This is a genomic window from Actinomycetospora rhizophila (genome assembly GCF_042657905.1).
GTDB classification, from domain to species: Bacteria; Actinomycetota; Actinomycetes; order Mycobacteriales; family Pseudonocardiaceae; genus Actinomycetospora; species Actinomycetospora rhizophila.
On sequence record NZ_JBHSKG010000007.1, the window covers coordinates 251,923 to 278,341 of the forward strand.

26 protein-coding genes are annotated in these 26,419 nt (G+C 75.1%); 10 read left to right on the forward strand and 16 right to left on the reverse strand.

The window, feature by feature from the left end; genetic code table 11:
* Window positions 1-64: 64 nt before the first annotated feature.
* From ACFPK1_RS15880 to ACFPK1_RS15900, 5 genes are all read left to right on the forward strand, one after another.
* Entirely contained in the window at window positions 65-2,227 is a 2,163-nt protein-coding gene (locus tag ACFPK1_RS15880) for a protein kinase domain-containing protein (protein ID WP_378021897.1), read from the forward strand.
* 67 nt (window positions 2,228-2,294) lie between these two features.
* Window positions 2,295-3,068 (forward strand): (Fe-S)-binding protein, encoded by a 774-nt coding sequence (locus tag ACFPK1_RS15885; RefSeq protein WP_378021898.1) that lies wholly within the window; start codon window positions 2,295-2,297, stop codon window positions 3,066-3,068.
* Window positions 3,065-4,534 (forward strand): LutB/LldF family L-lactate oxidation iron-sulfur protein, encoded by a 1,470-nt coding sequence (locus ACFPK1_RS15890; RefSeq protein WP_378021899.1) that lies wholly within the window; start codon window positions 3,065-3,067, stop codon window positions 4,532-4,534. Before ACFPK1_RS15885 ends, ACFPK1_RS15890 begins: the two co-directional genes overlap by 4 nt.
* A complete protein-coding gene (locus ACFPK1_RS15895; protein WP_378021900.1) occupies window positions 4,521-5,162 on the forward strand; it encodes a LutC/YkgG family protein in 642 nt (213 codons plus the stop codon). The genes ACFPK1_RS15890 and ACFPK1_RS15895 overlap by 14 nt, the downstream gene beginning before the upstream one ends.
* A gap of 268 nt (window positions 5,163-5,430) precedes the next feature.
* On the forward strand, window positions 5,431-6,918 hold the full coding sequence (locus ACFPK1_RS15900; RefSeq protein WP_378021901.1) for a DICT sensory domain-containing protein: 1,488 nt from the start codon (window positions 5,431-5,433) through the stop codon (window positions 6,916-6,918).
* A gap of 53 nt (window positions 6,919-6,971) precedes the next feature.
* On the opposite strand, the gene ACFPK1_RS15905 is transcribed toward ACFPK1_RS15900, so the two are convergent.
* Window positions 6,972-8,492 carry a class I adenylate-forming enzyme family protein gene (locus ACFPK1_RS15905; protein WP_378021902.1) on the reverse strand — a complete coding sequence of 507 codons (1,521 nt, stop codon included), beginning with the start codon at window positions 8,490-8,492 and terminating at the stop codon, window positions 6,972-6,974.
* Window positions 8,489-9,460, reverse strand: coding sequence for a phosphotriesterase family protein (locus ACFPK1_RS15910; protein ID WP_378021903.1), 972 nt, complete (start codon window positions 9,458-9,460; stop codon window positions 8,489-8,491). Before ACFPK1_RS15910 ends, ACFPK1_RS15905 begins: the two co-directional genes overlap by 4 nt.
* A gap of 79 nt (window positions 9,461-9,539) precedes the next feature.
* Between ACFPK1_RS15910 and ACFPK1_RS15915 the strand changes: the two genes are divergently transcribed.
* On the forward strand, window positions 9,540-10,049 hold the full coding sequence (locus tag ACFPK1_RS15915; protein WP_378021904.1) for a methyltransferase: 510 nt from the start codon (window positions 9,540-9,542) through the stop codon (window positions 10,047-10,049).
* On the opposite strand, the gene ACFPK1_RS15920 is transcribed toward ACFPK1_RS15915, so the two are convergent.
* Window positions 10,037-10,249: a hypothetical protein gene (locus tag ACFPK1_RS15920; protein ID WP_378021905.1), complete on the reverse strand. Its 213-nt coding sequence runs from the start codon at window positions 10,247-10,249 to the stop codon at window positions 10,037-10,039. The two genes, ACFPK1_RS15915 and ACFPK1_RS15920, sit on opposite strands and share 13 nt — an antisense overlap.
* Before the next feature lie 131 nt (window positions 10,250-10,380).
* Between ACFPK1_RS15920 and ACFPK1_RS15925 the strand changes: the two genes are divergently transcribed.
* Window positions 10,381-11,478 carry an SPL family radical SAM protein gene (locus ACFPK1_RS15925; RefSeq protein WP_378021906.1) on the forward strand — a complete coding sequence of 366 codons (1,098 nt, stop codon included), beginning with the start codon at window positions 10,381-10,383 and terminating at the stop codon, window positions 11,476-11,478.
* Here the strand turns inward: ACFPK1_RS15925 and ACFPK1_RS15930 are convergent.
* The gene (locus ACFPK1_RS15930; protein WP_378021907.1) at window positions 11,475-12,263 is read right to left on the reverse strand and encodes an SDR family oxidoreductase; all 789 of its coding nucleotides are present in this window, start codon (window positions 12,261-12,263) and stop codon (window positions 11,475-11,477) included. The genes ACFPK1_RS15925 and ACFPK1_RS15930 overlap by 4 nt on opposite strands.
* A gap of 116 nt (window positions 12,264-12,379) precedes the next feature.
* Here ACFPK1_RS15930 and ACFPK1_RS15935 point away from each other — a divergent pair, with 116 nt between their 5' ends.
* Window positions 12,380-12,958, forward strand: a complete 579-nt coding sequence (locus ACFPK1_RS15935) for a TetR/AcrR family transcriptional regulator (protein WP_378021908.1) — start codon at window positions 12,380-12,382, stop codon at window positions 12,956-12,958.
* On the opposite strand, the gene ACFPK1_RS15940 is transcribed toward ACFPK1_RS15935, so the two are convergent.
* From ACFPK1_RS15940 to ACFPK1_RS15950, 3 genes are read right to left on the reverse strand one after another with little or no spacing between them, the layout of a single operon-like run.
* On the reverse strand, window positions 12,955-13,755 hold the full coding sequence (locus ACFPK1_RS15940) for a thioesterase family protein (RefSeq protein WP_378021909.1): 801 nt from the start codon (window positions 13,753-13,755) through the stop codon (window positions 12,955-12,957). The two genes, ACFPK1_RS15935 and ACFPK1_RS15940, sit on opposite strands and share 4 nt — an antisense overlap.
* Complete coding sequence (locus ACFPK1_RS15945) at window positions 13,745-14,554, reverse strand: arylamine N-acetyltransferase family protein (RefSeq protein ID WP_378021910.1); 810 nt, start codon at window positions 14,552-14,554, stop codon at window positions 13,745-13,747. The genes ACFPK1_RS15940 and ACFPK1_RS15945 overlap by 11 nt, the downstream gene beginning before the upstream one ends.
* 33 nt (window positions 14,555-14,587) lie before the next feature.
* Window positions 14,588-15,067: an Lrp/AsnC family transcriptional regulator gene (locus ACFPK1_RS15950; protein ID WP_378021911.1), complete on the reverse strand. Its 480-nt coding sequence runs from the start codon at window positions 15,065-15,067 to the stop codon at window positions 14,588-14,590.
* 187 nt (window positions 15,068-15,254) lie between these two features.
* Between ACFPK1_RS15950 and ACFPK1_RS15955 the strand changes: the two genes are divergently transcribed.
* Complete coding sequence (locus ACFPK1_RS15955) at window positions 15,255-18,785, forward strand: indolepyruvate ferredoxin oxidoreductase family protein (RefSeq protein WP_378021912.1); 3,531 nt, start codon at window positions 15,255-15,257, stop codon at window positions 18,783-18,785.
* 45 nt (window positions 18,786-18,830) lie between these two features.
* Here ACFPK1_RS15955 and ACFPK1_RS15960 read toward each other — a convergent pair whose 3' ends face one another.
* From ACFPK1_RS15960 to ACFPK1_RS16000, 9 genes are all read right to left on the reverse strand, one after another.
* Window positions 18,831-19,313, reverse strand: a complete 483-nt coding sequence (locus tag ACFPK1_RS15960; protein ID WP_378021913.1) for an OsmC family protein — start codon at window positions 19,311-19,313, stop codon at window positions 18,831-18,833.
* On the reverse strand, window positions 19,313-19,705 hold the full coding sequence (locus ACFPK1_RS15965) for a DUF3224 domain-containing protein (protein WP_378021914.1): 393 nt from the start codon (window positions 19,703-19,705) through the stop codon (window positions 19,313-19,315). The genes ACFPK1_RS15960 and ACFPK1_RS15965 overlap by 1 nt, the downstream gene beginning before the upstream one ends.
* A gap of 36 nt (window positions 19,706-19,741) precedes the next feature.
* A complete protein-coding gene (locus tag ACFPK1_RS15970; RefSeq protein ID WP_378021915.1) occupies window positions 19,742-20,575 on the reverse strand; it encodes an SDR family NAD(P)-dependent oxidoreductase in 834 nt (277 codons plus the stop codon).
* A gap of 230 nt (window positions 20,576-20,805) precedes the next feature.
* The gene (locus ACFPK1_RS15975) at window positions 20,806-21,087 is read right to left on the reverse strand and encodes an antitoxin (protein ID WP_378021916.1); all 282 of its coding nucleotides are present in this window, start codon (window positions 21,085-21,087) and stop codon (window positions 20,806-20,808) included.
* Window positions 21,088-21,113: 26 nt separating this feature from the next.
* Complete coding sequence (locus ACFPK1_RS15980; RefSeq protein WP_378021917.1) at window positions 21,114-22,508, reverse strand: carboxylesterase family protein; 1,395 nt, start codon at window positions 22,506-22,508, stop codon at window positions 21,114-21,116.
* Complete coding sequence (locus tag ACFPK1_RS15985; RefSeq protein ID WP_378021918.1) at window positions 22,505-23,614, reverse strand: DUF3500 domain-containing protein; 1,110 nt, start codon at window positions 23,612-23,614, stop codon at window positions 22,505-22,507. The genes ACFPK1_RS15980 and ACFPK1_RS15985 overlap by 4 nt, the downstream gene beginning before the upstream one ends.
* A 35-nt stretch (window positions 23,615-23,649) precedes the next feature.
* On the reverse strand, window positions 23,650-23,982 hold the full coding sequence (locus ACFPK1_RS15990) for a putative quinol monooxygenase (protein WP_378021919.1): 333 nt from the start codon (window positions 23,980-23,982) through the stop codon (window positions 23,650-23,652).
* A 69-nt stretch (window positions 23,983-24,051) separates the two neighbouring features.
* Window positions 24,052-24,603, reverse strand: coding sequence for a hypothetical protein (locus ACFPK1_RS15995; protein ID WP_378021920.1), 552 nt, complete (start codon window positions 24,601-24,603; stop codon window positions 24,052-24,054).
* 28 nt (window positions 24,604-24,631) lie between these two features.
* Window positions 24,632-25,126: an inorganic diphosphatase gene (locus ACFPK1_RS16000; protein WP_378021921.1), complete on the reverse strand. Its 495-nt coding sequence runs from the start codon at window positions 25,124-25,126 to the stop codon at window positions 24,632-24,634.
* Window positions 25,127-25,244: 118 nt separating this feature from the next.
* Here ACFPK1_RS16000 and ACFPK1_RS16005 point away from each other — a divergent pair, with 118 nt between their 5' ends.
* Window positions 25,245-26,300, forward strand: a complete 1,056-nt coding sequence (locus ACFPK1_RS16005) for a YihY/virulence factor BrkB family protein (protein WP_378021922.1) — start codon at window positions 25,245-25,247, stop codon at window positions 26,298-26,300.
* Window positions 26,301-26,419 lie beyond the last annotated feature (119 nt).

A 26,419-nucleotide genomic window follows, 5' to 3' on the forward strand; every position in this document is an offset into this window, starting at 1 on the left:
GGGGGACGGCGTTAACCTACGGCGCGGGTCGCCCGGGGGGCGTCGGGCGGAGGGAAGTGGTCAGGTGGGCGCCGAGGGCGAGGTGTTCGGCCCGTACGAGCTGCGGCGTCTGCTCGGGCGCGGTGCGATGGGCGAGGTCTGGGAGGCCTTCGACACGCGCCGTGAGCGTCCCGTCGCCCTCAAACTGCTCGGCGGGGCGGTGGCGGCCGACCCGGCGTTCCGTGCGCGGTTCCAGCAGGAGGCGCGGCTGACCGCGCGGCTGTCCTCGCTGCACGTGATCCCGATCCACGACTTCGGCGAGATCGACGGCCGGCTGTTCGTGGACATGCGGCTGGTCGACGGCGGTGACCTCGCGGCCGCCGTGCGGGCGCACCCGGGGGGCCTGCCGCCGGGGCGCGCGGTCGACATCGTCAGCCAGGTCGCCGAGGCGCTCGACGCGGCCCACGCCGCCGGGCTCGTCCACCGCGACGTGAAGCCGTCGAACGTGCTGCTGACCGGGCAGCGCGGCGGCGACTTCTGTTTCCTGGTCGACTTCGGCATCGCCCGCGTCGCGGGGCCGAGCGCGGCGCACCTGACCAGCACGGGCACGGTGCTGGGGACGACGGCGTACATGGCGCCGGAGCTGTTCACCGGGGAGCCGGCGACGTTCCGCAGCGACGTGTACGCGCTGGTGTGCCTGTTCTACGAGATCCTCACCGGAGCGCGGCCCTTTCCGGGCCCGGACCCGGTGGCGCACATGGGCCAGCACGTGCACCAGCCGGTGCCCGCCCCGTCGTGGGCCCGGCCGGACCTGGCGGTCTTCGACCGCGTCGTCGCAATCGGCATGGCCAAGGACCCCGCGCACCGGTTCCCCACCCCCGGCGCGCTGGCCGACGCCACCCTCGAGGCCGCCGGGCGGACGGGGACGGGGACCGCCCCGGTGGGCGCCGCGACCTCGCTGCTCGGGGCGGGGACGGCCGGCCCGGGCACCGCGCCGGCGCGCCCCGGACCGGGCCCGGGGTGGCACGACGCGGGCGGGACGGGGCCGGTGACGGCGGCGTCCGGCGGGCCGAACGGAGCCGGGGGATCCGGCGGGGCGGGGACGCGCGTCGGGGCGCCGACCCCCGGCCGCCCGCCCGCGCCCGGCCTCGAGGAGCCGGCCGGGCGGCGCCGGCCGTGGCGGTGGGTCGCCGTGGGACTCGCCGCGCTCCTCCTCCTGGGCGGCGGCGCGTACGCGGCCGACCGGGTCTTCGACCTCTGGTCCCCGGGCGCGGTCCCGACGGCGCGGGCGGTGGCCCCGCCGCTGCAGAGCCCCCGCTGGGTCGAGGTGAGCCCCGACGGGCGCCGGGCGTTCGTCAGCGGCCTGGGCGGCAGCCCGACGCCGTCGCCGTCGGTCGCCGTCGTCGACACCGCGACCGACCAGGTCACCGGCTCGGTTCCGGTCGGCACCTTCCCGGGCGACCTGGCCGTCAGCGGGGACGGGACACGCGTCTACGTCAGCGAGCGCGGCACCGACGCGGCGCCGGGCAGCGTGCTCACGACCATCGACACGTCGGCGAACCGCGTCACGGCGCGGATCGAGGTCGGGCCCGCGCCGTCGGGGCTCGCGCTGAGTCCCGACGGGCGCGTCGCCTACGTGGCGAACGAGGGCACCAACGCCGCCCCCGGCAGCACCGTGTCGGTGGTCGACCTCGCGGCCGGGCAGGTCACCGCGACCGTTCCGGTCGGCCAGGGCCCCAGCGGCGTCGCGCTGTCCCCGGACGGCCGCAAGCTCTACGTCGCGAACGAGGGCGTGCTCACCGGCGTGGGCAACACGGTCTCCGTGGTCGACACCGCCACCAACGCCGTGACCGGCACGATCCGGGTCGGCGACACCCCGCGCGGCGTCGCCGTCGCCCCCGACGGGCGCCACGCCTACGTCGCGAGCCAGGGGACGGCGCAGGCCCCGCAGGGGTCGGTGAGCGTCATCGACACGGCCTCCGACACCGTGACCGCGACCATCACCGAGGGGCTGAACGGGCCGATCGGTGTCGCGGTCACCGGCGACGGGCGCGAGGTGCTCGTCACCAGCTACGGCAGCGAGGCCGCACCCGGCTCCACGGTGACGGTGATCAACAGCCGGGACGACGTCATCGGCACCGTCCCGGTCGGGCAGCAGCCGTTCGGGGTCGCCGGCACGCGCGACGGCTCCCGCGCCTGGGTCACCACACGGTCGGAGTTCTGGCTGCTGGAGTTCCCCGCCCGCTGAGCGAGCGGCGCCGGCACCGCGCGGGGGACACTCGGGGGCCACCACCACCCCGATGCCGAGGAGCCCCGTGAGGATCGCCCTCGTCGCCACGTGCCTGGGCGACGCGATGTTCCCGCAGGCCCCGCGGGCCACGGTCGAGCTGCTCGAGCGTCTCGGGCACGAGGTCGTCTTCCCCGCGGACCAGACCTGCTGCGGCCAGATGCACGTCAACACCGGCTACCTCGACCTCGCGCTGCCGCTGGTGCGCCACCACGTCGACGTGTTCTCCGGCGCCGCCGACGTCGTCGTCGCGCCGTCGGGATCGTGCGTGGGGTGCGTGCGCCACCAGCACGGGATGGTCGCCCGGCGCGGGGGCGACGAGGCGCTGGCGCGGGCCGCGGAGGACCTCGCGGCCCGGACCTACGAGCTCTCCGAGCTGCTCGTCGACGTCCTGCGCGTCACCGACGTCGGCGCCTACTACCCGCACCGCGTCACCTACCACCCGACGTGCCACTCGTTGCGCATGCTGCGCGTCGGCGACAAGCCGCTGCGCCTGCTGCGCGAGGTCCGGGGCCTGACGCTGACCGAGCTGCCCGACGCCGAGGTGTGCTGCGGGTTCGGCGGGACGTTCGCGGTGAAGAACGCCGAGACCTCCACGGCGATGCTCGCGGACAAGATGGCGAACGTGCTGTCGACGCACGCCGAGGTGTGCACGGCGGGGGACACGTCGTGCCTCATGCACATCGGCGGCGGGCTCTCGCGCCTGCGCTCGGGGGTGCGCACGGTGCACCTCGCGGAGATCCTGGCCTCGACCGAGGAGTCGCCCCGGGTGCCCGACGCGATCATGAGCGAGGCGCGATGACGACCGATCTGGGCATGCCGACCGTCGCGTCGGACCCGCACGGGCACCTGCGCGGCCGCGAGCCGTTCCCCGTCGCCGCGCACCGGGCGCTGGCCGACACCCAGCTGCGCCAGAACCTGGGCCACGCCACCCGCACGATCCGCGCCAAGCGCGCCGCCGTGGTCGGCGAGGTCGACGACTGGGAGGAGCTTCGTCGCGCCGGCGAGTGCCTCAAGGCCGACGTCATGGCGCGGCTGCCGGAGCTGCTCGAGCAGCTCGAGGCGTCCGTGACCGCGCGGGGCGGCGTCGTGCACTGGGCGCGGGACGCGCAGGAGGCCAACCGGATCGTCGTCGACCTCGTGCGGGCGACCGGGGCGGACGAGGTCGTCAAGGTCAAGTCGATGGCGACCCAGGAGACCGGGCTCAACGAGGCGCTCGGCGCGGCCGGGATCGCGGCGCTCGAGACCGACCTCGCCGAGCTCATCGTCCAGCTCTCCGACGACAAGCCCTCGCACTTCCTCGTCCCCGCGATCCACCGCAACCGCTCGGAGATCCGCGACATCTTCCTGCGCGAGATGCCCGACGTGGACCCCGACCTCACCGACGAGCCGCGCCGGCTCGCGATGGCCGCCCGGACGCACCTGCGGCGCAAGTTCCTGTCCGCGAAGGTCGGCATCTCCGGGGTCAACTTCGCGGTCGCCGCCACGGGGACGATCTCGGTGGTCGAGTCCGAGGGCAACGGGCGGATGTGCCTGACGCTGCCCGACACCCTGATCACCGTCATGGGCGTCGAGAAGATCGTGCCGACGTGGTCGGACCTCGAGGTGTTCCTGCAGCTGCTGCCGCGCAGCTCCACGGGCGAGCGGATGAACCCGTACACGTCGACGTGGAGCGGGGTCACGCCGGGCGACGGGCCGCAGACGTTCCACCTGGTGCTGATGGACAACGGCCGCTCGAACGTCCTGGCCTCGCCGGACGGGCGGCAGGCGCTGCACTGCATCCGGTGCTCGGCGTGCCTCAACGTCTGCCCGGTCTACGAGCGCGCGGGCGGGCACGCGTACGGGTCGATCTATCCCGGCCCGATCGGCGCGGTGCTCTCGCCGCAGCTCACGGGCATCGACGGCCCCGACGACGTCAACGCCTCGCTGCCCTACGCGTCGTCGCTGTGCGGGGCGTGCTTCGACGCCTGCCCGGTGCGCATCGACATCCCGCACCTGCTCGTGCAGCAACGCGCGGCGGCCGTCGAGGCGCACGGGCGCCCGACCGCGCAGGACCTGGCGATGCGCGCGGCGGCGGCCGCGATGGCGACGCCCGGGCGGTTCTCGCTGCTCGAGCGGGCGATGAAGCTGGGGCGGCTGTTCGGGCGCTCCGGGCGCATCCGCTCGGTGCCCGGGCCGGGCGCGGCGGCGTGGTTCGGGGCGCGGGACATGCCCCCGCCGCCGGTGGAGACGTTCCGGGAGTGGTGGGAGCGTCGTGGACGCACGTGACGAGGTGCTGGCCCGGCTGCGGGCCGCGCGCGACGCCGGCGGCTCGACGTCGCCCGACGTGCCGCGGGACTACCGCCGGACCGGGGCGCACCCGCCGGGGTCGGCCGCGGCCGTGGAGCGGCTGACCGAGACCCTGACCGACTACCGGGCGACGGTGCACCGCGTCCCCGACGAGGACGCGGTGTCGGCGGCGATCGCGCGCGTGCTCGAGGACGCCGGCGCGACGACCGTCGTCGCCCCGCCCGGGCTGCCGGCGCGCTGGCTCGCCGAGGTCACCGCGCGCGTCCGTCCCGACGAGCCGCCGCTCGCGGTCGCCGAGCTCGACCGCGTCGACGCCGTGGTCACCGGCGCCGCGGTGGCGATCGCGGACACGGGCACGTTCGTGCTCGACGCGCGGGCCGTCGACCAGGGGCGGCGGGCGATCAGCCTGGTGCCCGACCACCACGTGTGCGTGGTGCGCGCGGAGGCGGTGGTGTCGTCGGTGCCCGAGGCCCTCGCGCGCCTGGACCCGGACGGGCCGCTGACCTTCGTGTCGGGCCCCTCGGCGACCAGCGACATCGAGCTCGACCGCGTCGAGGGCGTCCACGGCCCCCGCCGCCTCGACGTGGTCCTGGTCGCCCCCATGTGAGCACTTTCCGGCGCTATAGGCCGGGAAAGTGCTCACGTACGGGCGGTGACGAGGAACGACACGGTCAGTGGCGAGCCGATCGGGTGACCCGGATCTCCTCGGCGCGCGGGAACGGCGTGTCGCCGCTCGCGCGGGGCGGACGTGGTGCGGACGGCCGGCGGCGGGGAACGAGGGGGGCCACCCGCATCGCCCCGTAGCGCAGGAGACCCCGGTGACCGGTCACCCGAACGGCAGTACACCCCTTGCTGTCGTGCCCACCGTCCCTCCCGTGCCCGCGGTGCGGCCCGGCGGGACCTCCGGGGTCGCGGGCCCGTTGTCCCAGGCCGTCGCGGAGGCCACCGCCCGCGCCACGCGCACCCGCCTCGACGAGGAGCCCCGGCGCACGTGGGAGCACGCCGCAGGCGGGCGGCCGACGCCGGTGCCCAAGCGCCTGCTCGTCGCGGTCTCGCACGCGATCGAGAAGGCGGTGATGTCGAGTCCGATGACCGGGCCGGACACGCCGACCGTGGTGATCGCGCTCTTCCAGCGCCTCGAGTTCTTCGAGCGCGAGCGGGTCGTCTACGAGCGCCTCGCGGAGGCCGGCGCCGAGGTGGTCGTCGGGTTCGTCCGCGGCGAGGAGCACGACCCGCCGCGCGGGGTGCACACGGTGCTCCTCGACCCGGACGAGAAGCTCGCCGACGAGTGGACGGTCGTCGCGGTCGGCCCGGGGACCGGCGCGTTCCTCGTCGCCACCGACCAGCACGCCTACGACGCGCACGAGCACACCGCCGAGGCCGGCCGGCAGTTCTGCGGGCGCTGGGGCTACGCCCGCGCCCAGGCCGGGGCGGAGCTCGCCCGGCTGCGCCTCGCCCTGGGCACGCGGATCCCCGACCCGCTCCTGCGGCGCCTCGACGCCCTGCTCGGCGAGGTGATGGCGAGCGGCGAGGAGGTCGCGGGCAGCGGGGGCACGCCGGGTGAGGCGTGGGCGACGGCGTCGCTCGCGCACATGATCACGCGGATGCAGACCGCGCAGGCGGGCAGCCGCGCCCTGCGCGAGCAGCTCGAGGACGCCCACCGCGCCGCGGACGCGCACCGCTCCGCCGCGACCGACCCGTCCAGCGGCCTGCCGACCCCGGACTTCCTCGAGCGCTGGTCGTCGCCCGGCGGGACCACGGAGCTGCCGGTCGGCCTGGCGCTCGTCGACGTGGCCGGCCTCGACGGGGCGTTCGACGACCCCCGCGCCGAGTACCACGCCGCGCGCAAGGTGGCGGCCGCGCTGTGCCAGCCGCTCGGGCCCGTGGACGCGGCCGTGCGGCTGAGCCGGCGCGAGTTCCTCGTCGTCGTCCCCGGCGCGTCGCCGCGTCACCTCGCGGGGCTGGGCGACGAGGTCGCCGAGCAGCTCGAGCTGTCCTCCGACGGCTACCCGCACGTCCCGCTGACCGCGTCCGTGGCCACGATCGTCACGCACACCCGCCCGCTGCCCGTCGAGGACCTGCGGGTGGCCCTGACCCGCCTGCCCGCCGACGCGCCGGGGGCGATCGACGCGGGCCGGACGGTGACCGGCGAGCGCATCGCCGTCGTCTCGACACGCGCCGGACGGGTCCTGCCGGCCCCGGGGCGCCCGGAGTCGCCGAGCGCCCCGGAGCCGGCGGCCGGCCGCCCCGGCGAGCGCCCGGTCGATCACCCCTGGTTCGGCCCCGAGGACCAGCACCCCGACGACCTGCTCCCCGGGTCGCACGGCGTCGCCGCCGCCGAGGTCCCGCAGCCCCGCTCCTAGCCCCCCCATGTGAGCACTTTCCGGGCCTATGGGCCCGGAAAGTGCTCACATACTCAGCGGCCCCGGACCGGCGCGCCCCAGTCGGTGCCGTCGCGCAGGGTCCGTTTGAGCAGCTTGCCGCCGGGGTTGCGGGGCAGCGGGTCGGCGGAGACCACGACGTACTGCGGGACCTTGAAGTCGGCGATCTGGGTGTCGAGGTACGACAGCACCTCCCCGACGTCGATCGCCGACCCGACGAGCACCGCCCCGACCTTCTCGCCCATGACGTCGTCCGGGACCCCGACGACCGCCGCGTCCGCCACCCCGGGCGCGCCGGCGAGCGCGTTCTCGACCTCCACCGAGTACACGTTCTCCCCGCCCCGGTTGATGACGTCCTTGGCGCGGTCGACGATCCGCACGATCCCGTCGTCGACGCGCGCGAGGTCGCCGCTGTGCAGCCAGCCGTCGACGAACGTGCGCGCCGTCGCCTCGGGTGCCGCCCAGTAGCCGTCGACGACGTTCGGGCCGCGGATCAGCAGCTCGCCGACCCCGGCGTCGTCGACGTCGGCGAGCGCCAGGTCGACGACCGGCGCCGCGAACCCCACCGAGTCGGCGTGCTCGGCCGCCCACTCGTGGGGCAGGAACGTGGCGATCGACGAGGTCTCGGTGAGCCCGAACCCGTTGCCGAGCCGGGCCTGCGGCATCCGCTCCATGAGGCGCCGCACCAGGGCGGGCGCGATCGGGGCGCCGCCGTAGGAGATCCGCTGCACGTGCGAGAGGTCGACGCCGAGGTCGTCGCGCGCCAGCGTCAGCCCGTAGATCGCCGGGACGCTGACCAGCGTGTCGATGCGCTCCTCGACGATCGTCTTCACGAACGCCTGGCCGTCGAACACCGGCAGCACCACCGTCGTGCCACCCAGCCCGAGCTGCACGAGCAGCTGGGAGTTGCACCCGGTGACGTGGAACAGCGGCACCGAGACGAGGTTGCGCAGCGACGGCCCGACGGCGCGGTCGATCCCGATCACCCGGATCGCGGTCTCGACGTTGGACAGGAAGTTGCCGTGGGTGGTCCGCGCGCCCTTGGGTCGCCCGGTGGTGCCGCTCGTGTAGAAGATCGCGGCCAGGTCGCCGGGGACGAGGTCGTCGAGGGCCTCGGGGTGCCCGTCGGGCAGCGGCGTGCCGGGCCGCAGCACGGCGGCCGCGGCGCTGTCCTCGAGGACGTATGACACCTCGGGCGCGGCGAACCGGGTGTTCACGGGCACCGCCACGGCGCCGGCGAGCAGGGTGCCGAGGAACCCGACCACCCAGTCCAGGCCGGCGGGCAGCAGCGAGGCCACCCGGTCGCCGCGACCCACGCCCTGCAGGACGAGCCCGCCGGCCACCCGCGCGGCGCGCTCCCAGAGCTGCGCGTACGTGACCCGCTCGCCCCCGACCTCGACCAGTGCCTCGACGTCCGGGTGGCGCTCCACCGACGCGCGCACCATCGCCACGACCGACGGCGCCAGGTGGTCGTAGCGCGCGACGCCGTCGGCGCCGCGGGTGATGCCGGAGGTGTCGAACGGCGCCGGCCCCCGGCCGAGCGGGGTGGGGCTCACGAGAAGTACCGCCGCGGGTTGTCCACGAGCATGGTCGTGATCTGGTCGTCGGTGACGCCCTGCTCGCGCAGCGCCGGCAGCACGTCGCGGTGGATGTGCTCGTAGTGCCAGTTCGGCAGCATCTGCTCCTTCGTCGCCTGGCTCGCGCCGGAGAAGAAGTCGATGTAGCAGGAGGCGTCGTGCGCGAGCACGATCTTCTCGGCGTACCCCTGGGCGCAGAGCGCGGCGATGGTCGCGACCCGCTGGTCGGTCGGGTTGAACACGTCGATGCCGAAGCGGTCGGCGCCGATGGTGGCGCCGCGGTCGGCGATCTCGCGCAGGTAGTCGAGGTCGTTGCTGTCGCCGGCGTGCCCGATGACGACCTTGGTGAGGTCGACGCCGGCCTTCTCGTAGAGGTCCAGCGCGAGCCGCCCGGTCTGGTGCGCGGCGTTCGTGTGCACGGTGATCGGCACGCCCGTCTCGACGTGGGTGGCCGCGATCGCGTGCTGGATGCGGGTCTGGTCGTGCGTGAGCCCTCGCTCCTCGACGACGCCCTTGAGGAACGCCGCCTTGATCCCCGTGCCGCCGATGCCCTCGCGGATGTCGCGCAGGAACATCTCGGTCATCGGCTCGTCGCCGCCGAGGACGGTGTCCGGGCCCCGGTAGTGCAGGAAGTGCGGGATCTCGTCGAAGGTGTAGAGCCCGGTGGCGACGACGATGTTGAGGTCGACCTCGGCGTTGATCCGCGCGACGCGCGGGATGTAGCGGCCGAGCCCGACCACGGTGGGGTCGACGATCGTGGTGACGCCGAGCTCGCGCAGCCGGCGCAGCTTCTCGATCGCGTCGGCGACCCGGACCTCCTCGTCCCAGTACTCGTCGCCGTAGTTCTGCATGATGTCCGGGCTGAGCACGAACACGTGCTCGTGCATCAGCGTCGTCCCGAGATCGCCGACGTCCACCGGCCCCCGCACCGTCTCCACCGTGGGCATGCCCGGACCTCCCCTGCTCGGCAGCCTGTGACCCGGACCACTCTATGGGGTGGCGGTGCGGTCGATGTTGGATCAGCCCATGACGGTCCCGCCCCGGCTCGTGGCCGCGGTCGAGCTCGTCGACCCCGCCCCCGACGCGCGCGTGCTCGAGGTGGGGTGCGGGCGCGGCGTGGCCGCCGCGCTGCTCCTCGACCGCCTGCCCCGGGGCCGGTACACGGGCCTCGACCGCTCGGCGACGGCCACCGCGGCCACCGCGGCCCGGCTTGCCGGCCGGGCGTTCGCGGTGCACACGACCCCGCTCGCGCTCCACCGGGCGGAGCCGGCGGACGTCGCCCTCGCGATCAACGTCAACGCGTTCTGGACCGGCCCGGCGCGCGCGGAGCTCGCCGTGCTCGCGGACGCCCTGTGGCCCGACGGCGTGCTGCACCTCGTGTACGGCTCCGACGGGGGCGCGGCACCGCGCACGGACGTCGTCGACCGGCTCCGCGACCACCTCACGGCGGGCGGGTTCGTCCCGGAGATCACGACCCCGGAGCGGCGCGGGGTGCGGTTGCTGCACGTCCGCGCCGCGCTCGCTCAGGCGCGGTAGGCCAGCAGGCGCACGCCGAGCGCGGACTCGGTGCGCTGGATCTCGGCGAGCTGCTCGGCGCTGAGCTCGGCGTAGGGGCTGGCCGCCTCGTAGGCGACGACGGGCGTGCCCAGGCGCTCCTCGAGGCGGTGGAGCTCGTCGAGAGCGGCGTCGTCGAGCGCGGCCGGGCGCAGGTCGGGGCCGGTGGGCGGAGCGGACACGGGAGCCTCCCGAACCTCGATGGGTGTGACCGACGACACGCCGGACGTCGGTGAGTATCCCGCGCTCGATCGGCCCAATCACCCCGTCCGGGCGGAAGTCGCCGGGCGGCCACGGTGTTGATCCGGACGCGATGACGACACCCCTGGCGGCTCGGCCGCGCCCCCGTCTCTGGACCCCGCAGCACGTCCTCGTCACCCGCTCCGCCCAGGAGCACCCCCACACCGCGGAGATCCTGCGCCGCTGCGAGGCGGCCGGCGTCGACGACGTCGCGCTGCTGCGCGGCGACCGCATCACCGGCCTGCGCGGCGAGAGCGAGCGCGAGACCTACACCCGCGCCAAATCGACCCTCGCGGTCGTCACGAGCCCGGCGTCGGCGCGCAAGCTCGACCCGATCCCGCCGAGCGCGGACTGGCGCGTCGACCTCGCGCGCGGCTGCCCGGCGCACTGCCAGTACTGCTACCTCGCCGGCTCGCTGACCGGCCCGCCGGTGACCCGCGTGTTCGGCGACCTCGAGGAGATCCTCGGCGGCCTCGACGCGTACGTCGGGCACGGCACGATCACCTCGACCGACGCCGCCCGGGTCGACGAGGGCACGACCTTCGAGGCGTCCTGCTACACCGACCCGCTGGGCATCGAGCACGTCACGGGCAGCCTGTCCGCCGCGATCCGCCACGTCGGCACCCACGAGTTCGCCGGGCCGGTCCAGCTGCGGGCGACCACGAAGTTCGCCGACGTCGCGGGACTGCTCGACCTGCCGCACGCGGGGCGCACCCGGCTGCGGTTCTCGGTCGGCCCCGAGGCGGTCACCGGCCGGTTCGAGGGCGGCACCGACCCCGTGGCGTCGCGCATCGAGGCGCTGGCGACGATGGCGCGGGCCGGCTGGCCGGTGGGGCTGACGATCGCGCCGATCATGCCGGTGGGGGACTGGCGGACGGCCTACAGCGACCTCCTGGGGCGGGTCGCCACGGCGCTCGAGGGCATCGACGACCTCGACCTCACCGCCGAGTGCATCACCCACCGCTTCACGCCGGGCAGCAAGGAGACCCTCGAGACCTGGTACCCGCGCACCCGGCTCGAGATGGACCCCGAGCAGCGCCGGACCAAGCGCGGCAGGTTCGGCGCGGTGAAGCACGTCTACCCCGACGACGTCATGGCCGACCTGCGCGCCCACGTGACCGCCGAGCTCGCCGAGCGCCTCCCCGCCGCCCGCGTCCTGTACTGGACCTAGGCCGCCTTCACGCTGCCGGCGTCCACACCCCAGTTCGCGCCGATGACGCTCGGCACGGTCGGGGACGCCAGCAGCAGGACCACGCGGGCGACCTCGTCGGGCTCGATGAGCTGCTCGGTGAGCATGCCGCCCTGCTTCGGCAGCGCGGCGAGCAACGTGTCCTGGTCGACGCCCATGTCCGCGGCCAGGCGGGCCACGAAGGTGTCGGGCCCGGTGAGCAACGGCGTGCGGATGCCGGCCGGGGACACGGTGTTGACGCGGACCCCCGTGGGCCCGACCTTCTCGGCGAGGCCGCGCGAGAACGCGTTGAGCGCGGCCTTGGCGACGCGGTAGGGCAGGGGCTCCGCGCCGACGCGTCGCGCGCTGTCGGAGCTGATGGTGACCACGGCACCGCGGGCCGCGGTGAGCGCGGGCAGGGCGGCGCGGGTGGTCCGCCGCGCCGCGTCGAGGTTGAGGGCGAAGATCGAGGCCCAGTCGTCGTCCTCGCCGTCGAAGACGTCGGCGAAGCCGTCGGCCGGCATGTCGCCGCCCCCGGCGTTGTTGACCAGCACGTCGAGCCGCGGGTCCGCCGCCAGTGCCGCCTCCACGACCCGGCGGGGACCGTCGGGGGTGGCGAGGTCGGCGGGCACGAACACCGCTCCGGTCGCCTCGATCTCCGCGGTGCTGCGGCGGGCGGTCGCGACGACGGAGGCCCCCTCCGCGAGGAACGCCCGGACGATCTCGAGCCCCAGTCCCCGGCTCGCGCCGGTGACCAGGACGCGCTTGCCGCGCAGCTGGAGGTCCATGTCGTGCTCCTGTTCGTCGACCCGCTAAGTGCGACACTAATGTTGCACATGAACGACGAGCTGCGCCACCGATGTCGCAGTTGTCGGCGGTAGGGTGTCGGCGACAGGGGAGGGGCATGGACGAGGACGCGGCGCCCCGCCGGGTGCGGGCCGACGCCGAGCGCAGCACGGCACGGATCCTGGAGGCGGCCGAGAACGTGCTCGCCACCGACGAGTCGGCGTCCCTGGAACGCATCGCCGACGCGGCGGGCCTCGCGCGCGCCACCGTGCACCGCCGGTTCTCCTCGCGCACCGCGCTGCTGGACGCCCTGGCCGCGCAGCTCGCCGCGCGCTATGTGCAGGGTCTCGCCGACGCGCACACGGACACGGCGCCGCCGGTGGCCGCGATGCTGCGCATGACCGAGACCGTCTTCACGCTGAAGATCGCCCACCGGTTCGCCGTGCAGCTCTCCGCCTCGGTGACCCCGGAGGTCCTCGAGGGTCTCGACCGGCTCTTCGTCCGGCTGCGCGACGCCGGCGCGATCGCCGCCGCCGACCCGACCTGGGGGCGCCGGGTCTACCTGGCCCTGCTCCACGAGGTCAACGACCTGCCCGCGGACTCGCCCGTGCTGCCGGCCGGCCGGGACGAGGTCGCGGCCCGGGCGGAGCTGCTCGTGACGACCGTCCTGCGCGCGCTCGGCGGCACCGGGATCTAGAGCAGCAGCGCCAGCTGGCGCGACTGGGCGACGAGGACGCCGCGCGAGTCCCACACCTCGACGTCCTCGTCGTGCAGCCCGTGGGCGAGGTGGTTGGTCACCGTGCGGCAGACCAGCGGCCCGGGGGCGGGGTGCTCGCGCAGGTGCACCGTGAGCTGCGCGGTGCTCGACCCGCGGCCCAGCTCGAGCACCACCGGCGCCGCGCCGTCGACCACGAACGCGAGGTCGATCAGGGTCGCGTCCGACCCGTCGGCGAAGGCGAACCAGAACTCGGCGTGCGGGTCGCCCGACGGCTCCCCGCGCACCCAGCCGGGCAGCGCGGGCACGCCGTAGCGCATCCGCTGCCCGACCGTCGCGGTGTCCGGCGCGTCCGCTCCGCCGAAGGTCCGGCACGCCTCGAACGGCGGCAGCTCCGGGGGCGCGGTGCGGTCGACGGCGTCGGCGGGGGAGGCGGCGAGGTCCGCGAACGTCGCCTCCAGGCGCAGCACGTCGCGCTCGGTGCCGTCCGGGCCGGCCTGCACGAGCCGCGCCGTCCCCGTGGCCAGTCGCCGGCCGGCCCGCACGACCTCGGTCACCACCCGCGCCGGTCCGGGCCACGCCGGGTGCAGGTAGGACGCGGACGCGACCACCGGGTCGGGCAGCGGGAGCTCGGCCGCGAGGGCGCGCAGCGCGACGCTGAGCTGGTAGCCGCCGTTCAGCCGCCCGTCGAGCAGGCCCCAGCGGTCGGACAGGACGATCTCGTGGACGCCGTCGCCGACCTGCTCGGCGGTGCTGTCGAGCGCGAGCTCACCGATCACGGTCCTGAGTAGACCACCAGTCCCGCAGCGCCGCGGCCTCGTCCCGCGCCAGGTCGACGTCGAGCGAGGCCAGCACGTCCACGACGTCGTCGACGGGGACCTCCTCCACCCGCCCGTCGGCGTGCTCGGTGGTCAGCGTGTGGCGGACGAGGCGGCGGCTGACCCCCGGCGCGAGGCGCATGACCACCAGCTGGCCGGTGAACGGCGACGACGGGTGGGTCGGCGTGTAGTGGTGCGCGACCTCGTCGTCGGCGGGCTGCGAGGGCCGCGGGTCCAGCAGGTACGCGCGCTCCTCGCCCGCCCGGGTGGGGCGCACGAGCGTCCACTGCCCGTCGGGCTCGCGCTCGAGGCGGTGCTCCCAGCCGGCCTGGTCGACGACGGCGCCGTCGCGCAGCGGCATCGGGACGAGCATCCCCGCCCCGAACCCGACGTCGACGAGCTGGTCGTCGACGATCAGCGCCCGGTGGGTGCGCGGCCCGCCGCGGTCGGCCTGGACCCGCGCCATCACGGTGCGCACCGGGTACCCGAGGCGCTCCAGGACGGCCGCGAACAGCCGCGCGTGCTCGTAGCAGTAGCCACCCCGGCGCCGGCGGACGAGCTTGTCGACGACGGCGTCGAGCCCGATCCCGCGGTGCCGGCCGAGCACGACGTCGACGTTCTCGAACGGGATCGCCTCGACGTGGGCGCGGGTGAGCTCGGCGAGCGCCGGCCGCCCGGAGAGGCCGATCCGGTCCAGGTACTCGCCGACCTCGGCGTCCGACAGCGCCCCGCCCGCCACGGCCTGCACCTCGATGCTCATGGACCCACCGTGCGGCCTCGAGGGTGGTCGAGGTCAAGACCCCCGGCGCCCGCGGGGCAGGGCGCGCACGAGCGGCAGGACGCGGTGGGCCACCCGCTCGGTCAGCGCGATCTCCGTACGGGTGCGCTCCACCCCGGGGGTGCCGATGATCCCCTGGACCACGTGCTCGAGGTGGGCGTTGGTCCGGGCGACCACTCGGGCCCACAGGTCGCCGTCGCCGGTGATGGTGTGCGCCTCCACGACCTCCGGGATCGTCGCGAGGTGCTCGGCCACGGTGTCGAGCCGGCCCTGGGTGATGTGCAGGGTGACGAAGGCGTGCACGTCGTAGCCCAGCGCCTCGGGGTCGACCTGCGGCTCGAACCCGACGATCACCCCGCGCTCCTGCAGCCGCAGGAACCGGGCCTGCGCCGTGCCGCGCGCGATCCCCAGCGCCCGCGCGTGCTCGCGCAGCCCGACCCGGGGGCGCTCGAGCAGGGCCAGCAGGAGGGCGCGGTCGAGGTCGTCGAGGTCCATGGCTCGTCCAATGGCCGAAGCGGATCAGTCGGAGGGCACCGGGACTGGACCAATGGCCCAGTCAATGAACACGACGATAGACCACTGGCGAGTAGGTCCCTACCTTCTGGGTCACCGCCACAACGTGTGGCCCGGCTCTCGGTGCCCACCCCGCGCCCCGTGCGCCGGACCACCCAGGAGGTCCGCCATGACCGTCGACGTCCGCCCGCCCGCCTTCGACGTCCCGCCGTCCGGTGACGACGAGCCGCGCCGTCCGGTGTCCCTGCGCGACCGCTACGCGATGACCCGCGGGCGCATCCACCTCACCGGCGTCCAGGCGCTCGTGCGCCTGCCCCTCGACCAGCACCGCGCCGACCTCGCCGACGGGCTGCGGACCGGCGGCTACATCTCGGGCTACGAGGGCTCCCCGCTCGCCGGCTACGACCTCGAGCTCGCCCGCCACCGCGACCTGCTCGCCGAGCACGACGTCGTCTTCGCCGCGGGGCTCAACGAGGAGATCGCGCTGACCGCGGTGGAGGGCACCCAGCTCGCCGCCGCGACCGGCGGCCTGACCCGCGACGGGGTCGTCGGCTACTGGTACGGCAAGGCCCCCGGCCTCGACCGCGCCACCGACGCGCTGCGCCACGCCAACCTGACCGGCACCCACCCCCGGGGCGGGGCGGTGGCGTTCGTCGGTGACGACCCGGCGGCGAAGTCGTCGAGCGTGCCCTGCGCCTCGGAGGCCGCGCTCGCCGACATGGCGGTCCCGGTGCTCTACCCGGCCGACTCCCAGGACGTCCTCGACCTCGGGCGCCACGCCGTCGCGCTCTCGCGGGTGAGCGGGCTCTGGACGGCGCTGAAGATGGTCACCGCGGTCGCCGACGGCTCGGGCACCGTCGACGTCGACCCCGACCGCCTGCGCCCCGTCGTGCCGGACACGACGATCGACGGGAAGCCCTGGTCGCACACCCCGTCGGCCACCCTGCTGCAGCCCGCGCTCGGCCCCATCGAGCGCGACCTCTACCGCGCCCGGCTCGTCCTCGCGCAGCGCTACGCCGCCGCGAACCGCCTGAACCGGATCGTCGGCCACGGGCCCGCGGGGCTCGGCGTCGTCGCGGCCGGCAAGAGCTGGCTCGACCTGCGCCAGGCGCTGACCACCCTCGGCCTGGACGACGCGGCCCTCGAGCGCCACGGCGTGCGCCTGCTGCGGGTCGGCATGCCCTGGCCGCTGGAGCCCGGGATCGTCGAGGAGTTCGCCGAGGGGCTCGACGAGATCGTCGTCGTCGAGGAGAAGCGGGCCTTCCTCGAGACCCAGATCAAGGAGCTGCTCTACGGCCGGGCGGACGCGCCGCGAGTGTTCGGCAAGCGCGGACCGACCGGCGCCGCGATGTTCGGAGAGGCCGGCGACCTCGACCCCGACGTCGTCGCCCGCCGCCTCGGCGAGCGGCTGCTCGACCACGGCGACGTCCCGAGCGTGCGGGCCTGGCGCGACGAGAAGGCCCGCCGCAGCCGCATCGACCTGTCGCTGACCCCCGTCGCCGGCGCGAAGCGCACGCCGTTCTACTGCTCGGGCTGCCCCCACAACACCTCGACCACCGCCATCCCCGACGGCTCGCTCGTCGGCGCCGGCATCGGCTGCCACACGATGGTGCTGCTGATGCCCGAGGAGCAGGTCGGCGAGGTCACCGGCCTGAGCCAGATGGGCGGCGAGGGCGCGCACTGGTTCGGCATGGCGCCGTTCGTGGAGGCGGACCACTTCGTCCAGAACATGGGCGACGGCACCTTCCACCACTCCGGCTCGCTCGCGGTGCGCGCGGCGGTCGCCGCCGGCGCGCACATGACGTTCCGCCTGCTGCACAACGGCGCGGCGGCGATGACCGGCGGCCAGGACGCCGTGGGCGCCCTGCCGATGCCGGCGCTGACGCGCTCGCTGGCCGCCGAGGGCGTCACGCGGATCATCGTCACCACCGAGGACCGGTCGCGGTACAAGGGCGCCCGGCTCGCGAAGGGCGTCGAGGTCTGGGACCGCGCGCGCTACGAGGAGGCCCAGCGGGTCCTCGCCGACACCCCCGGGGTCACCGTGCTGATCCACGACCAGGAGTGCGCCGCGCAGAAGCGCCGCAAGCGCAAGCGCGGCCTGCTGCCCGACCCGAGCACCCGCGTGATGATCAACGAGCGGGTCTGCGAGGGCTGCGGCGACTGCGGGCAGACCTCGAACTGCCTGTCGGTGACCCCGGTCGACACCGAGTTCGGCCGCAAGACCCGCATACACCAGGCGTCCTGCAACAAGGACTACTCCTGCCTCGACGGCGACTGCCCGGCGTTCCTGACCGTGGAGCCGGGCGCGGCCGCCGCGCCGCGCGGGCTCGAGCCGCTCGAGGGCGGAGCGCTGCCGAACCCGCCGCTGGTGGTCGACGACGCGGAGTTCACCGTCCGGCTCGCAGGCATCGGCGGCACCGGCGTCACCACCGTGTCGCAGGTGCTCGCCACCGCCGCGCTGGTCGCCGGGCGCCACGTGCGCGGCCTCGACCAGACCGGGCTGGCCCAGAAGGGCGGCGCGGTCATCTCCGACATCAAGATCAGCCGGGACGCGAGCGAGGTCGCCGGCCGGGCCGCCGAGGGCGAGTGCGACCTCTACCTCGGCGCCGACCTGCTCGTCGCCGCCGAGCCGGCGAACCTGGCGACCTGCGCGTCGTGGCGCACGGTCGCGGCGATCTCGTCGGCCAAGGTGCCGACGGGGTCCATGGTCGTCGACCCGACCGTCTCGTTCCCCGACCCCGACGCGGTGCTCGCGCGCATCACCGAGCGGGTCCGGCGTGACGTCGGGGTCGTCGTCGACGCCCGGGCGCTGGCCGACGCGCTGTTCGGCGACGACCAGTTCGCGCTGACGATCCTGCTCGGCGCCGCGTACCAGGCCGGGGCGCTGCCGCTGCCGGCGGCGGCGGTCGAGGAGGCGTTCACCCTCAACGGCGCCGCGGTCGAGAAGAACCTGCAGGCGTTCCGTCGCGGTCGCCAGTCGGTCGCCGACCCCGAGGCGTTCGCGCTGGTCGTCGGGCTGGTCACCGGCACGGGCCCGGACACCGGGGTCCCGGGGCTCACCGCGCGCGGGGCCGCCGAGGCCGCGGAGATCGTCGCGTCGATCGGGGCACCGTCCGGGAGCGAGCTGGAGCGCCTCGTGGGCATCCGTGTGCCCGAGCTCGTCGCGTACCAGGACGCGTCCTACGCGCGGTCGTACGCCGAGGTTGTGCGGGGCTGCGTCGACGCCGATCCGCGGCTCGCCGAGGCGATCGCGACCGGGCTGTACAAGCTGATGGCCTACAAGGACGAGTACGAGGTCGCGCGGCTGTCGCTCGACCCGGCGCTCGAGGCGTCGGTCCGGGCGCAGTTCGGCGACGGGGCGCGGTACGCGTGGAAGCTGCACCCGCCGGTGCTGCGGGCCGTGGGCATGCAGCGCAAGATCACGCTGGGTCGCTGGTTCCGGCCGGGCTACCGCACGCTGCGCGCGATGCGCCGCCTGCGGGGCACGCGCCTCGACCCGTTCGGCGTCGCCGAGGTGCGCCGCGTCGAGCGGGAGCTGGTGGCCGAGTACCGGGCGCTGGTGCCGGAGCTGCTGGCGATGGACGACACCGCGCGCGCCGCCGAGATCGCCGGCCTGCCCGACATGGTGCGCGGCTACGAGGACATCAAGCTCGGCAACGTCGCCCGCTACCGCGCCCGCCTGACGGAGCTGCTCGGCTGACCGGCCCACGTGAGCGAACTTCGGGGCTATAGCCCCGAAGTTCGCTCACATGGAGAAGGTGACGGTCGGCTCGACGGTGACCGGGGTGGCGAGGCTGTTCGCGACGTAGCACTCCTGGTGGGCCAGGTGCACGAGGCGCTCCACGCGCGGGACGCCGGGGCCCGGCGCCACGGTGATCCGCGGGCGGAGCACGATCGCCGCGATCCGTGCCGGGCCCTCGTCGTGCGACATCGTCGCCTCGGCGTCGTCGCGGTAGCCGGTGACGTCGATGCGCGCGCGGGCGGCGATCGCGAGGAACGACAGCAGCTGGCACGACGACGCCGCGGCGAGCACCAGCTGCTCGGGATCCAGGCGGCTCGCGTCCCCGCCCAGCGACGGGTCGTTCGAGAGCTCCAGCGCGGCCTGCGCCGGCGGCGCGGTGATCCGGTGGGCGCGCGTGAACCCGTCGTAGCCGGCGCCGGTCGAGCCCGACCAGGTGGCGGTCGCGCGGTAGCGGTGGGTGCCGTCGGGGTCGGTGCCGAAGGCCATCAGGGCAGCTCGTAGTCCAGGGTGAGCAGCTCGTGGGCGATGATGCCGGTGCCCGCGAGCCCGGTGAGCCCGCCCGTCCCGGAGCCCGCGACGACGAACGCCCACTGGCGCATCTCCTGGCCGTCGCCGCCGGCCGCGCCGTGCTGCAGGACGAAGCTGCCGGCGCGGCCGTCGATCTCGCCGACCACCCGCTCCTGCGCGAGGTAGGCCGCGCCGCCCTCGCCCTGGGTGGTCAGCAGCTCGGCGACCGCGGTGCCGGCGAGCGGCCCGGAGTAGGTCTTGCGGATGAGGGCTCGGCCCGTCGCGGGCCCCCGGCCCTCGGGCTCGGCGAGGGCATCACCCTCGGCGGGCTCCCAGACGTCGATGGAGAACGAGCTCTCGAGGTGGGTCACCCGATCATCCTCCCGGGCGGAGGCTGACACGTGCTGTCAGGGTCGGGTCAGCTCGTCGGCGATCGACCGCAGACGCCGCCGGGCGAGCGGGTCGAGCGCCTGCGGCTCCGGCTCGGCCTCCTGCAGGCCGTTGTAGTACCGCCCCGTGACGCCGGCGAGCTCCGGGTCGACCGCGAGCCGCGCCGTCGCCTCCACGCCCTCGGCGATCGTGCTGATCGGCGACGGCACGATCTTCGTGGGCATGTAGGTCGCCGGGTGCAGCGCGGTCGCGGTGACCACGGCCGGGTCGAGCTCGTCGGCGAGGTCGAACGCGTCGAGGATCTGCGCGAGCTTGCTCTGGCAGTAGGCCCGCCAGCCCGAGTAGTCGCGGCGCAGCATCAGGTCGTCGAAGTCGAGGGCCGCCTGGCCCGCCGACGACACCATGACGATCCGCGCCGGTCCCTGGGCGCTCGAGGCCCCGGCCGCCCGCAGCGGCCCGAGCAGGCGGTGGGCGAGCAGGTGGCCGGCGAGGAAGTTGACGGCGAAGCGCAGCTCGTGGCCGTCGGCGCTCTCCTGGCGCACGCCGCCGCCGGGCACGTCGTACCCGATGCCCGCGTTGTTGACGAGCACGTCGAGACGCGGGTGGTCGGCGGCCACGCGGTCGGCGAGGTCGCGGACCTGCGCGAGCTCGGCGAGGTCGGCCCGGTACCACCCCAGGGCGTCGTTGCCGGTCGCCTGCCGGATCTCCTCGAGGGCGGCCTTGCCGCGCTCGTCGTCACGCCCGTGCAGCAGGACCGTCAGCCCGCGGCGGGCGAGGTCCTGGGCGAGGCCGCGGCCGAGGCCGTCGGTGGCGCCGGTGACGAGGACGGTGGCCGGGTTCGGTCCGGTCAACGGGTCGGTCCGTGGTGTCGCGCCGGCAGCGGGTGGTTGGGTCCCATGGGGTGTCTGTGCCCGCTGCCGGCGCGGGACTCACCTCCGTCACCACGGCGACGAGGAGAAGGCCCGACAGCGCTCCTTCGTCGCGCTGCCCGGCCTTTCCCGCGCCTCCGTCGCCACGGCGACGAGGAGAAGGCCCGACAGCGCTCCTTCGTCGCGCTGCCCGGCCTCTCCCGCGCCTCCGGCTACTGCCGGTCGGTGCGCTGGCTCGGGTAGCGCGTCGCCGACTGCGGCCCGTAGTACTGCGGCTCGGGGAAGGGCACGGTGCGGCCGGGCACGCTGGTCTGCTTGCGGACCTGGCGGACCGCGGAGTCGACCTGCTTCTGGTACTTGCCGCCGGTGCGGCTGTTGACCAAGGCCGCCGCCTGGTCGGCGTAGCGGTTGACCTTCTCGGGGTTCTGCTTCGCGTACCGCCGCGCGGCGGCGACGGCGGCGCCGAGCGCCGCAACCCTGCGCATCAGGGGCATCGGTTCCTCCTCGGGGGAACGGTCCTTCACCATCGAGTGTGCCCGTTCCGGACAGCGGACGTGTCCAGCACGGTCGTCGGCCCCCGCCCCGGGGTGTGCGGGGGCCACGGCAGCGCCGCGGTCGACGGGTCCCCGGTGCGCACGAACCGCAGCCACGCGGCGCGCACCACGGCGCCGAGCGGTTCGACGTCGGCGTCCCAGTCGGCGCCGGCCAGCATCGGGGCGTCCTCCCACGCCGCGCGGGCGCCGAACAGGAACGGCAGCTCGATGCAGTGGCACGCGCCGAGCCCGGACGCGGGCGCGCGCCAGTCGAAGCGGTAGCTGAACACCCGGGTGCCGGCCCGCGCCGTGTCGTCCGCGACGCGCAGGGCGGGCGCCGTGAACACCCGCCGTGTCGCCAGCGCCGAGCCCAGGCCCGCCGCCCGCCCGAGCAGGGGCAGCTGCCGGATCCGCCGCAGGGCGGGGCTGATCACCATGAACGTCTCAGCCTCGTCCGCCGTCGTGCCGACGAGCAGGTCGTGGCCGGCCTCCGCGGCCTGCGCCCACGTCGCGCCCGGGGCCAGCGGCGCGACGCCGTCGACCGGCGCGAACGCGGGCGAGGAGTCGAGCCCACCCGGGCCGGCGGCGCGGATCATCGCGTGGCGCTGGGCCGCGAGCAGCACGTCCACCCCGGCGCGCGCCGGGTCGGCGCCGGCGAGCCCCTCGGTGACGTACCCCGCGACCCGTGCCGCCCGCTGCGGCGACGAGAGCCCGAGGCCGAGCTGACCGCTCTGCAGGATCGCCCGCCGGAACAGCGGGCGCGCCTCGGGCACGGTCAGCAGGCAGGCGATCGCGTGCGCGCCGGCCGACTGGCCCATCACCGTGACCTGGCCGGGATCGCCGCCGAAGACCCCGACGTGGTCGCGCACCCAGCGCAGGGCGGCGAGCGCGTCGAGCAGGCCGAGGTTGCCCTCGGACACCCCGGGCGCGGTGAGCCAGCCCAGCACCCCGAGCCGGTAACCGACGCTGACCGTGACGACGTCGCCCTCGGCGACCAGGCGCGACGTGTCGTACCAGGACGTCGACGCCGACCCGATGACGTAGGCACCGCCGTGCAGCCACACGAGCACCGGGCGCGGCACCCCGTCGGTGAGCGCGGCCGCGGGCGCCCGGACGTCGACCCGCAGGCAGTCCTCGTCCTGCACCGCGTCGTCGTCCGAGGACGGGCCGGTGACCGCCGCGACCCGCGCCGGCAGCTGCGGGCTGATCGGGCCGGGCTCGACGGCGTCGCGCACGCCCTCCCAGGCCGGCGGCGGGGCGGGCGGCGCGAAGCGCGGGGCCGAGGCGTAGCGGATGCCGCGGAAGACGACGACGTCCCCGTCCCGACGTCCCCGCAGGGTGCCGCCGGGGAGGGTGACGGTGGGTCCTGCGGCCGTCCTCACCCGAGGTGGTGCTCGACGAGGTGCTCGCCGAGCAGGTCGAGGCCGAAGTCGTGCCCCGGGTCGCGCCACACCGAGTGGGCGTGGTTGACGTTGCGCTGGGTGTTGTCCCACTCCGCGAGCAGGCGCGGGCCCTGCAGCCGGTAGTAGTGCGGGTCGCCGCGCTGCACGCCGCCGGCCCACGCGAAGTGCACGGCGTCGAGCGCGTCACCGTCGAACCGGGCCCGCTCGCGCTCGACCAGCCCCGGCGGCATCCGGCCGACGTAGGTGTCGAGCAGCGCGCGCAGGATCGACTTCTGCCCCGCGCCCAGGTCGGCCCCGGCGATGCCGCGCGGCGCGGCGGTGAGCTCGGTCGCCGCGTGGTCGGCCTCGGTGACGCCGAGCTGGGCCTCGAGCCCGTCGTGCATCGCCCACATGCGGTCCTCGAGCTCCTGCTCGAAGTGCCCGCGCCACAGGTCGGGCAGGGGGATCAGCCGGTCGCCGGGGCGGGGCTGGACCCGGTTGCCGCTGATGATGTCCGGGGCGGCGGTGGTGGTGAGCACGGCGCGCGAGCGCTGCTCGGCGTCGAGGGCAGCCAGCAGCTCGCGGGCGGTGTCCTCGACGCCGCCGAGCGGGCGCAGCTCGCGGTCGCCGAGCAGCGGCGAGGCCATCGGGTCGGCGCCCAGGAAGCACGGGCTGCCGGCCACGGCCTCGCCGTCGACGACGAGGTGGTTGACCGAGACGTGGTGCCCGCCGAAGCGCCACGACCAGGGCGCGCCGCTGCCCGGGTCGCCGAAGACGCGCAGGTAGTACATGCCGGGGTCGCGGCCGCGGTCGCGCTCGAAGCCGGCGGTGAAGCCCTCGGTGCGGTCGAGGACGTTCTCCAGGCCCATGATGATCGACGCCGAGACGTAGCCGGCCTCGGAGAGCCCGGTGGACAGCAGCCGCATCGCCGCGCGCTGCTGGTGGGGCCGCTGCTGGTGGAGCGTCAGCCCGCCGTGGTCGGTGGGCGTGTAGTACCAGAGCACGCGCTCCGCGTCGGCGGCCTTCGAGCCCGGCCAGGCCCACACGCCGGTGGCGCGCTGCTCGTCGTCGAGGGTGTCGATCCACGCGACGGCCGCCTCGGCCATGGCCGAGGCGACCGTGCGGGGTGTGGCGGGGGAGGTCACTTGATGCGCTGCAGCTGGGTGATCACCAGCCCGTCGGCGCCGCCGACGAGGTACTCGTCGAGCTTGCCGGCGAACTCCACCAGGTGGCTGTTGGCCAGGTGCGCCTCGAGGTGCCCGGGGCTCTGCCAGTTCTCGTAGAACACGAACGTCGCCGGGTCGTCCACCGCGACGTGCAGGTCGTAGTTGACGACGCCGTCCTCGGCGAGCGTCGGCTCGACGAGCTGCTCGAGCTCGGCGCGCAGCTCCTGCTCCTTGCCCGGTAGGGCGGTCATCCTGGCGACGACGGTGAGCAGGTTGCGGTCGTTCTCGGTGGGCGTGGGGGTCGGCACGCGGGGCCTCCTGGGCTGTGCTGCTGTCCGGGCGAGCGTCGACAGCCTCCTACCCCGGTGTCGCCCGCGTCACGCGTCGCGGCGGGGCGGGTCGTCCTCGTCGGTCCGCGACCCGGTGCCGTCCTCCTCGTCGGAGATCGACATCGACGAGCGTTGACGCTCCGCGGCGCCTCCCGCGTCCTCGGGCTCCGCCTCGACGACGACGGACTCGCCGTCGTCGCCGGACTGCTGGTCCGTGTCCCCGCCCGCTGCGTCCCCGGGGTCGCCGACGGGCGCCTCGGCCTCCTGGCCGCGGGACGACCCCCGCAGGCCCGACGCCGTCGGCCCGCCCTGCCGGGGCGGACCGGGCGGCGGTCCCGGCGGCCCCGCCGACGGCGGTGCCGCCGGCGGCGGCGGGGTGTTGGTCAGCGTCCGCGAGGCGCGGATCGCCGAGCGGGCCCGCACCTGCTGGATGCCGACCAGCCCGGCCCCGAGGGCCAGCGCCAGGACACCGAAGATCACGATCGCGAAGACCGTCGCGAAGGCCCCCACGAGGATCGCCAGCACGCCCACGACCGCCCAGACCATGCCGATCGTGCGCATGGTCGCGATGGTCGGCGGCGGGTCCGGCGGCTCGGTCACGGTGTCGGGTCCGGGGTCTCGTCCGGGGTCACGTCCGATAGCCCGCCTTCTCGGCGCGGTCCAGGGAGTTCTGGACCTCCTTCTCCGCCTCGGCGCGCCCGACCCAGGAGTGGCCCTCGACCTTCTTGTCGGGCTCCAGCGCCTTGTAGACCTCGAAGAAGTGCTGGATCTCCATGCGGTGGTACTCGTCGAGGTGGTGGATGTCGCGCAGGTGCTCGAGGCGCGGGTCGTCGCTCGGCACGCACAGCACCTTGTCGTCGCCGCCGGCCTCGTCGGTCATCCGGAACATCCCGATGGCGCGGCTGCGCACGAGACATCCGGGGAACGTCGGCTGCTGGACCAGGACGAGCGCGTCGAGCGGGTCGTCGTCCTGGCCGAGGGTGTTCTCGATGTAGCCGTAGTCGGCGGGGTACCGCGTGGCGGTGAAGAGGGTGCGGTCCAGCCGCAGCCGCCCCGTCTCGTGGTCCATCTCGTACTTGTTCCGGCTGCCCTGCGGCACTTCGACCAGCACGTCGAACTCCACGCTGCTCCTCCCAGTGACGACGGCGTGTGAGGGACGTCAGTGTCCACCCCACCCCGGTCCGCGGTGACGGACACCCCGACGGGGTACCCGCTTTCCCCGGGGACCAGGAGGTGACGCCGTGGGCATCTCGCGGAGATTCGACGCCTTCCAGCGACGGCACCGATGGGCCGCACTGCCGATCGCGGTCGTCTACAAGTTCGTCGACGACCAGGGCGCCTACCTCGCCGCGCTGCTGACCTACTACGGCTTCCTGTCCCTGTTCCCGCTGCTGCTGCTGGGCGTGACGGTGCTCGGGTACGTGCTCCACGACGACCCGGCGGCCCAGCAGGCGGTGCTCTCGTCCGCCCTGCGCAACGTGCCGGTGATCGGCGACCAGATCCGCGACAACGTGCACGAGTTCAGCGGGAGCACCGCCGGGCTGGTCGTCGGCGTCGTCGTCGCCGTGTACGGCGCCCTCGGCGTCACCCAGGCCGCCCAGCACGCGCTCGACGAGGTCTGGGCGGTGCCGCGGGCCGAGCGGCCGAGCATCTGGGCCGCCTACGGCCGGGGCGCGCTCGTCGTGCTGCTCGTGGGCATCGGGATGGTGACGACGGCCGGCCTGTCGGCGCTCGCGACCGCGGCGGGCGAGACCACCGGGCTCGGCGGGCTCGGGCGCGGCGTCGCCACCGTCGCGGGCGTCGTGGTCAACATCGGCCTGTTCCTCATGGCCTACCACGTGCTGCCGGCGCGACCGAGCCACATGCGGGACCGCTGGATCGGCGCCGTCGTCGCCGGCGTCACCTGGCAGGTGCTGCTCACGATCGGCGCCTGGCTCGTGGGCACCCGGCTGCAGGGCGCCAGCGCGGCGTACGGCCTGTTCGGCATCGTGCTGGGCCTGCTGGCGTGGATCTACCTCGCGGCGTCGGTGTTCGTGCTCTGCGCCGAGCTCGACGCCGTCCTCCACCGCCGCCTGCACCCGCGCAGCCTGTTCAGCATGTACCCCGACGACCGCGACACCACCGTCGCCGATCGCCGCGCCTACGCCTCGTACGCCGAGTCGGAGCGGCAGAAGGACCACCAGTCGGTCGACGTCACCTTCGAGGACCCGCCGCGGGTGCCCGAGCCCCGGCCGCCGGGGGAGCGGGAGACGGACCGGGCTGCCGACCGGGCCGGGAAGCGGGCGCCGTCCGACTAATGGGGGGTGCCGGGTTCGCATGGAAGGCTCGGCGCTGGTAGCGGCCGGCGGGTCAGCACTCTGGCCGACAGGGCTGTGAGCTCTAGCCTCAGATCGTGCGCCCGCCGGTCGTGAGCAGG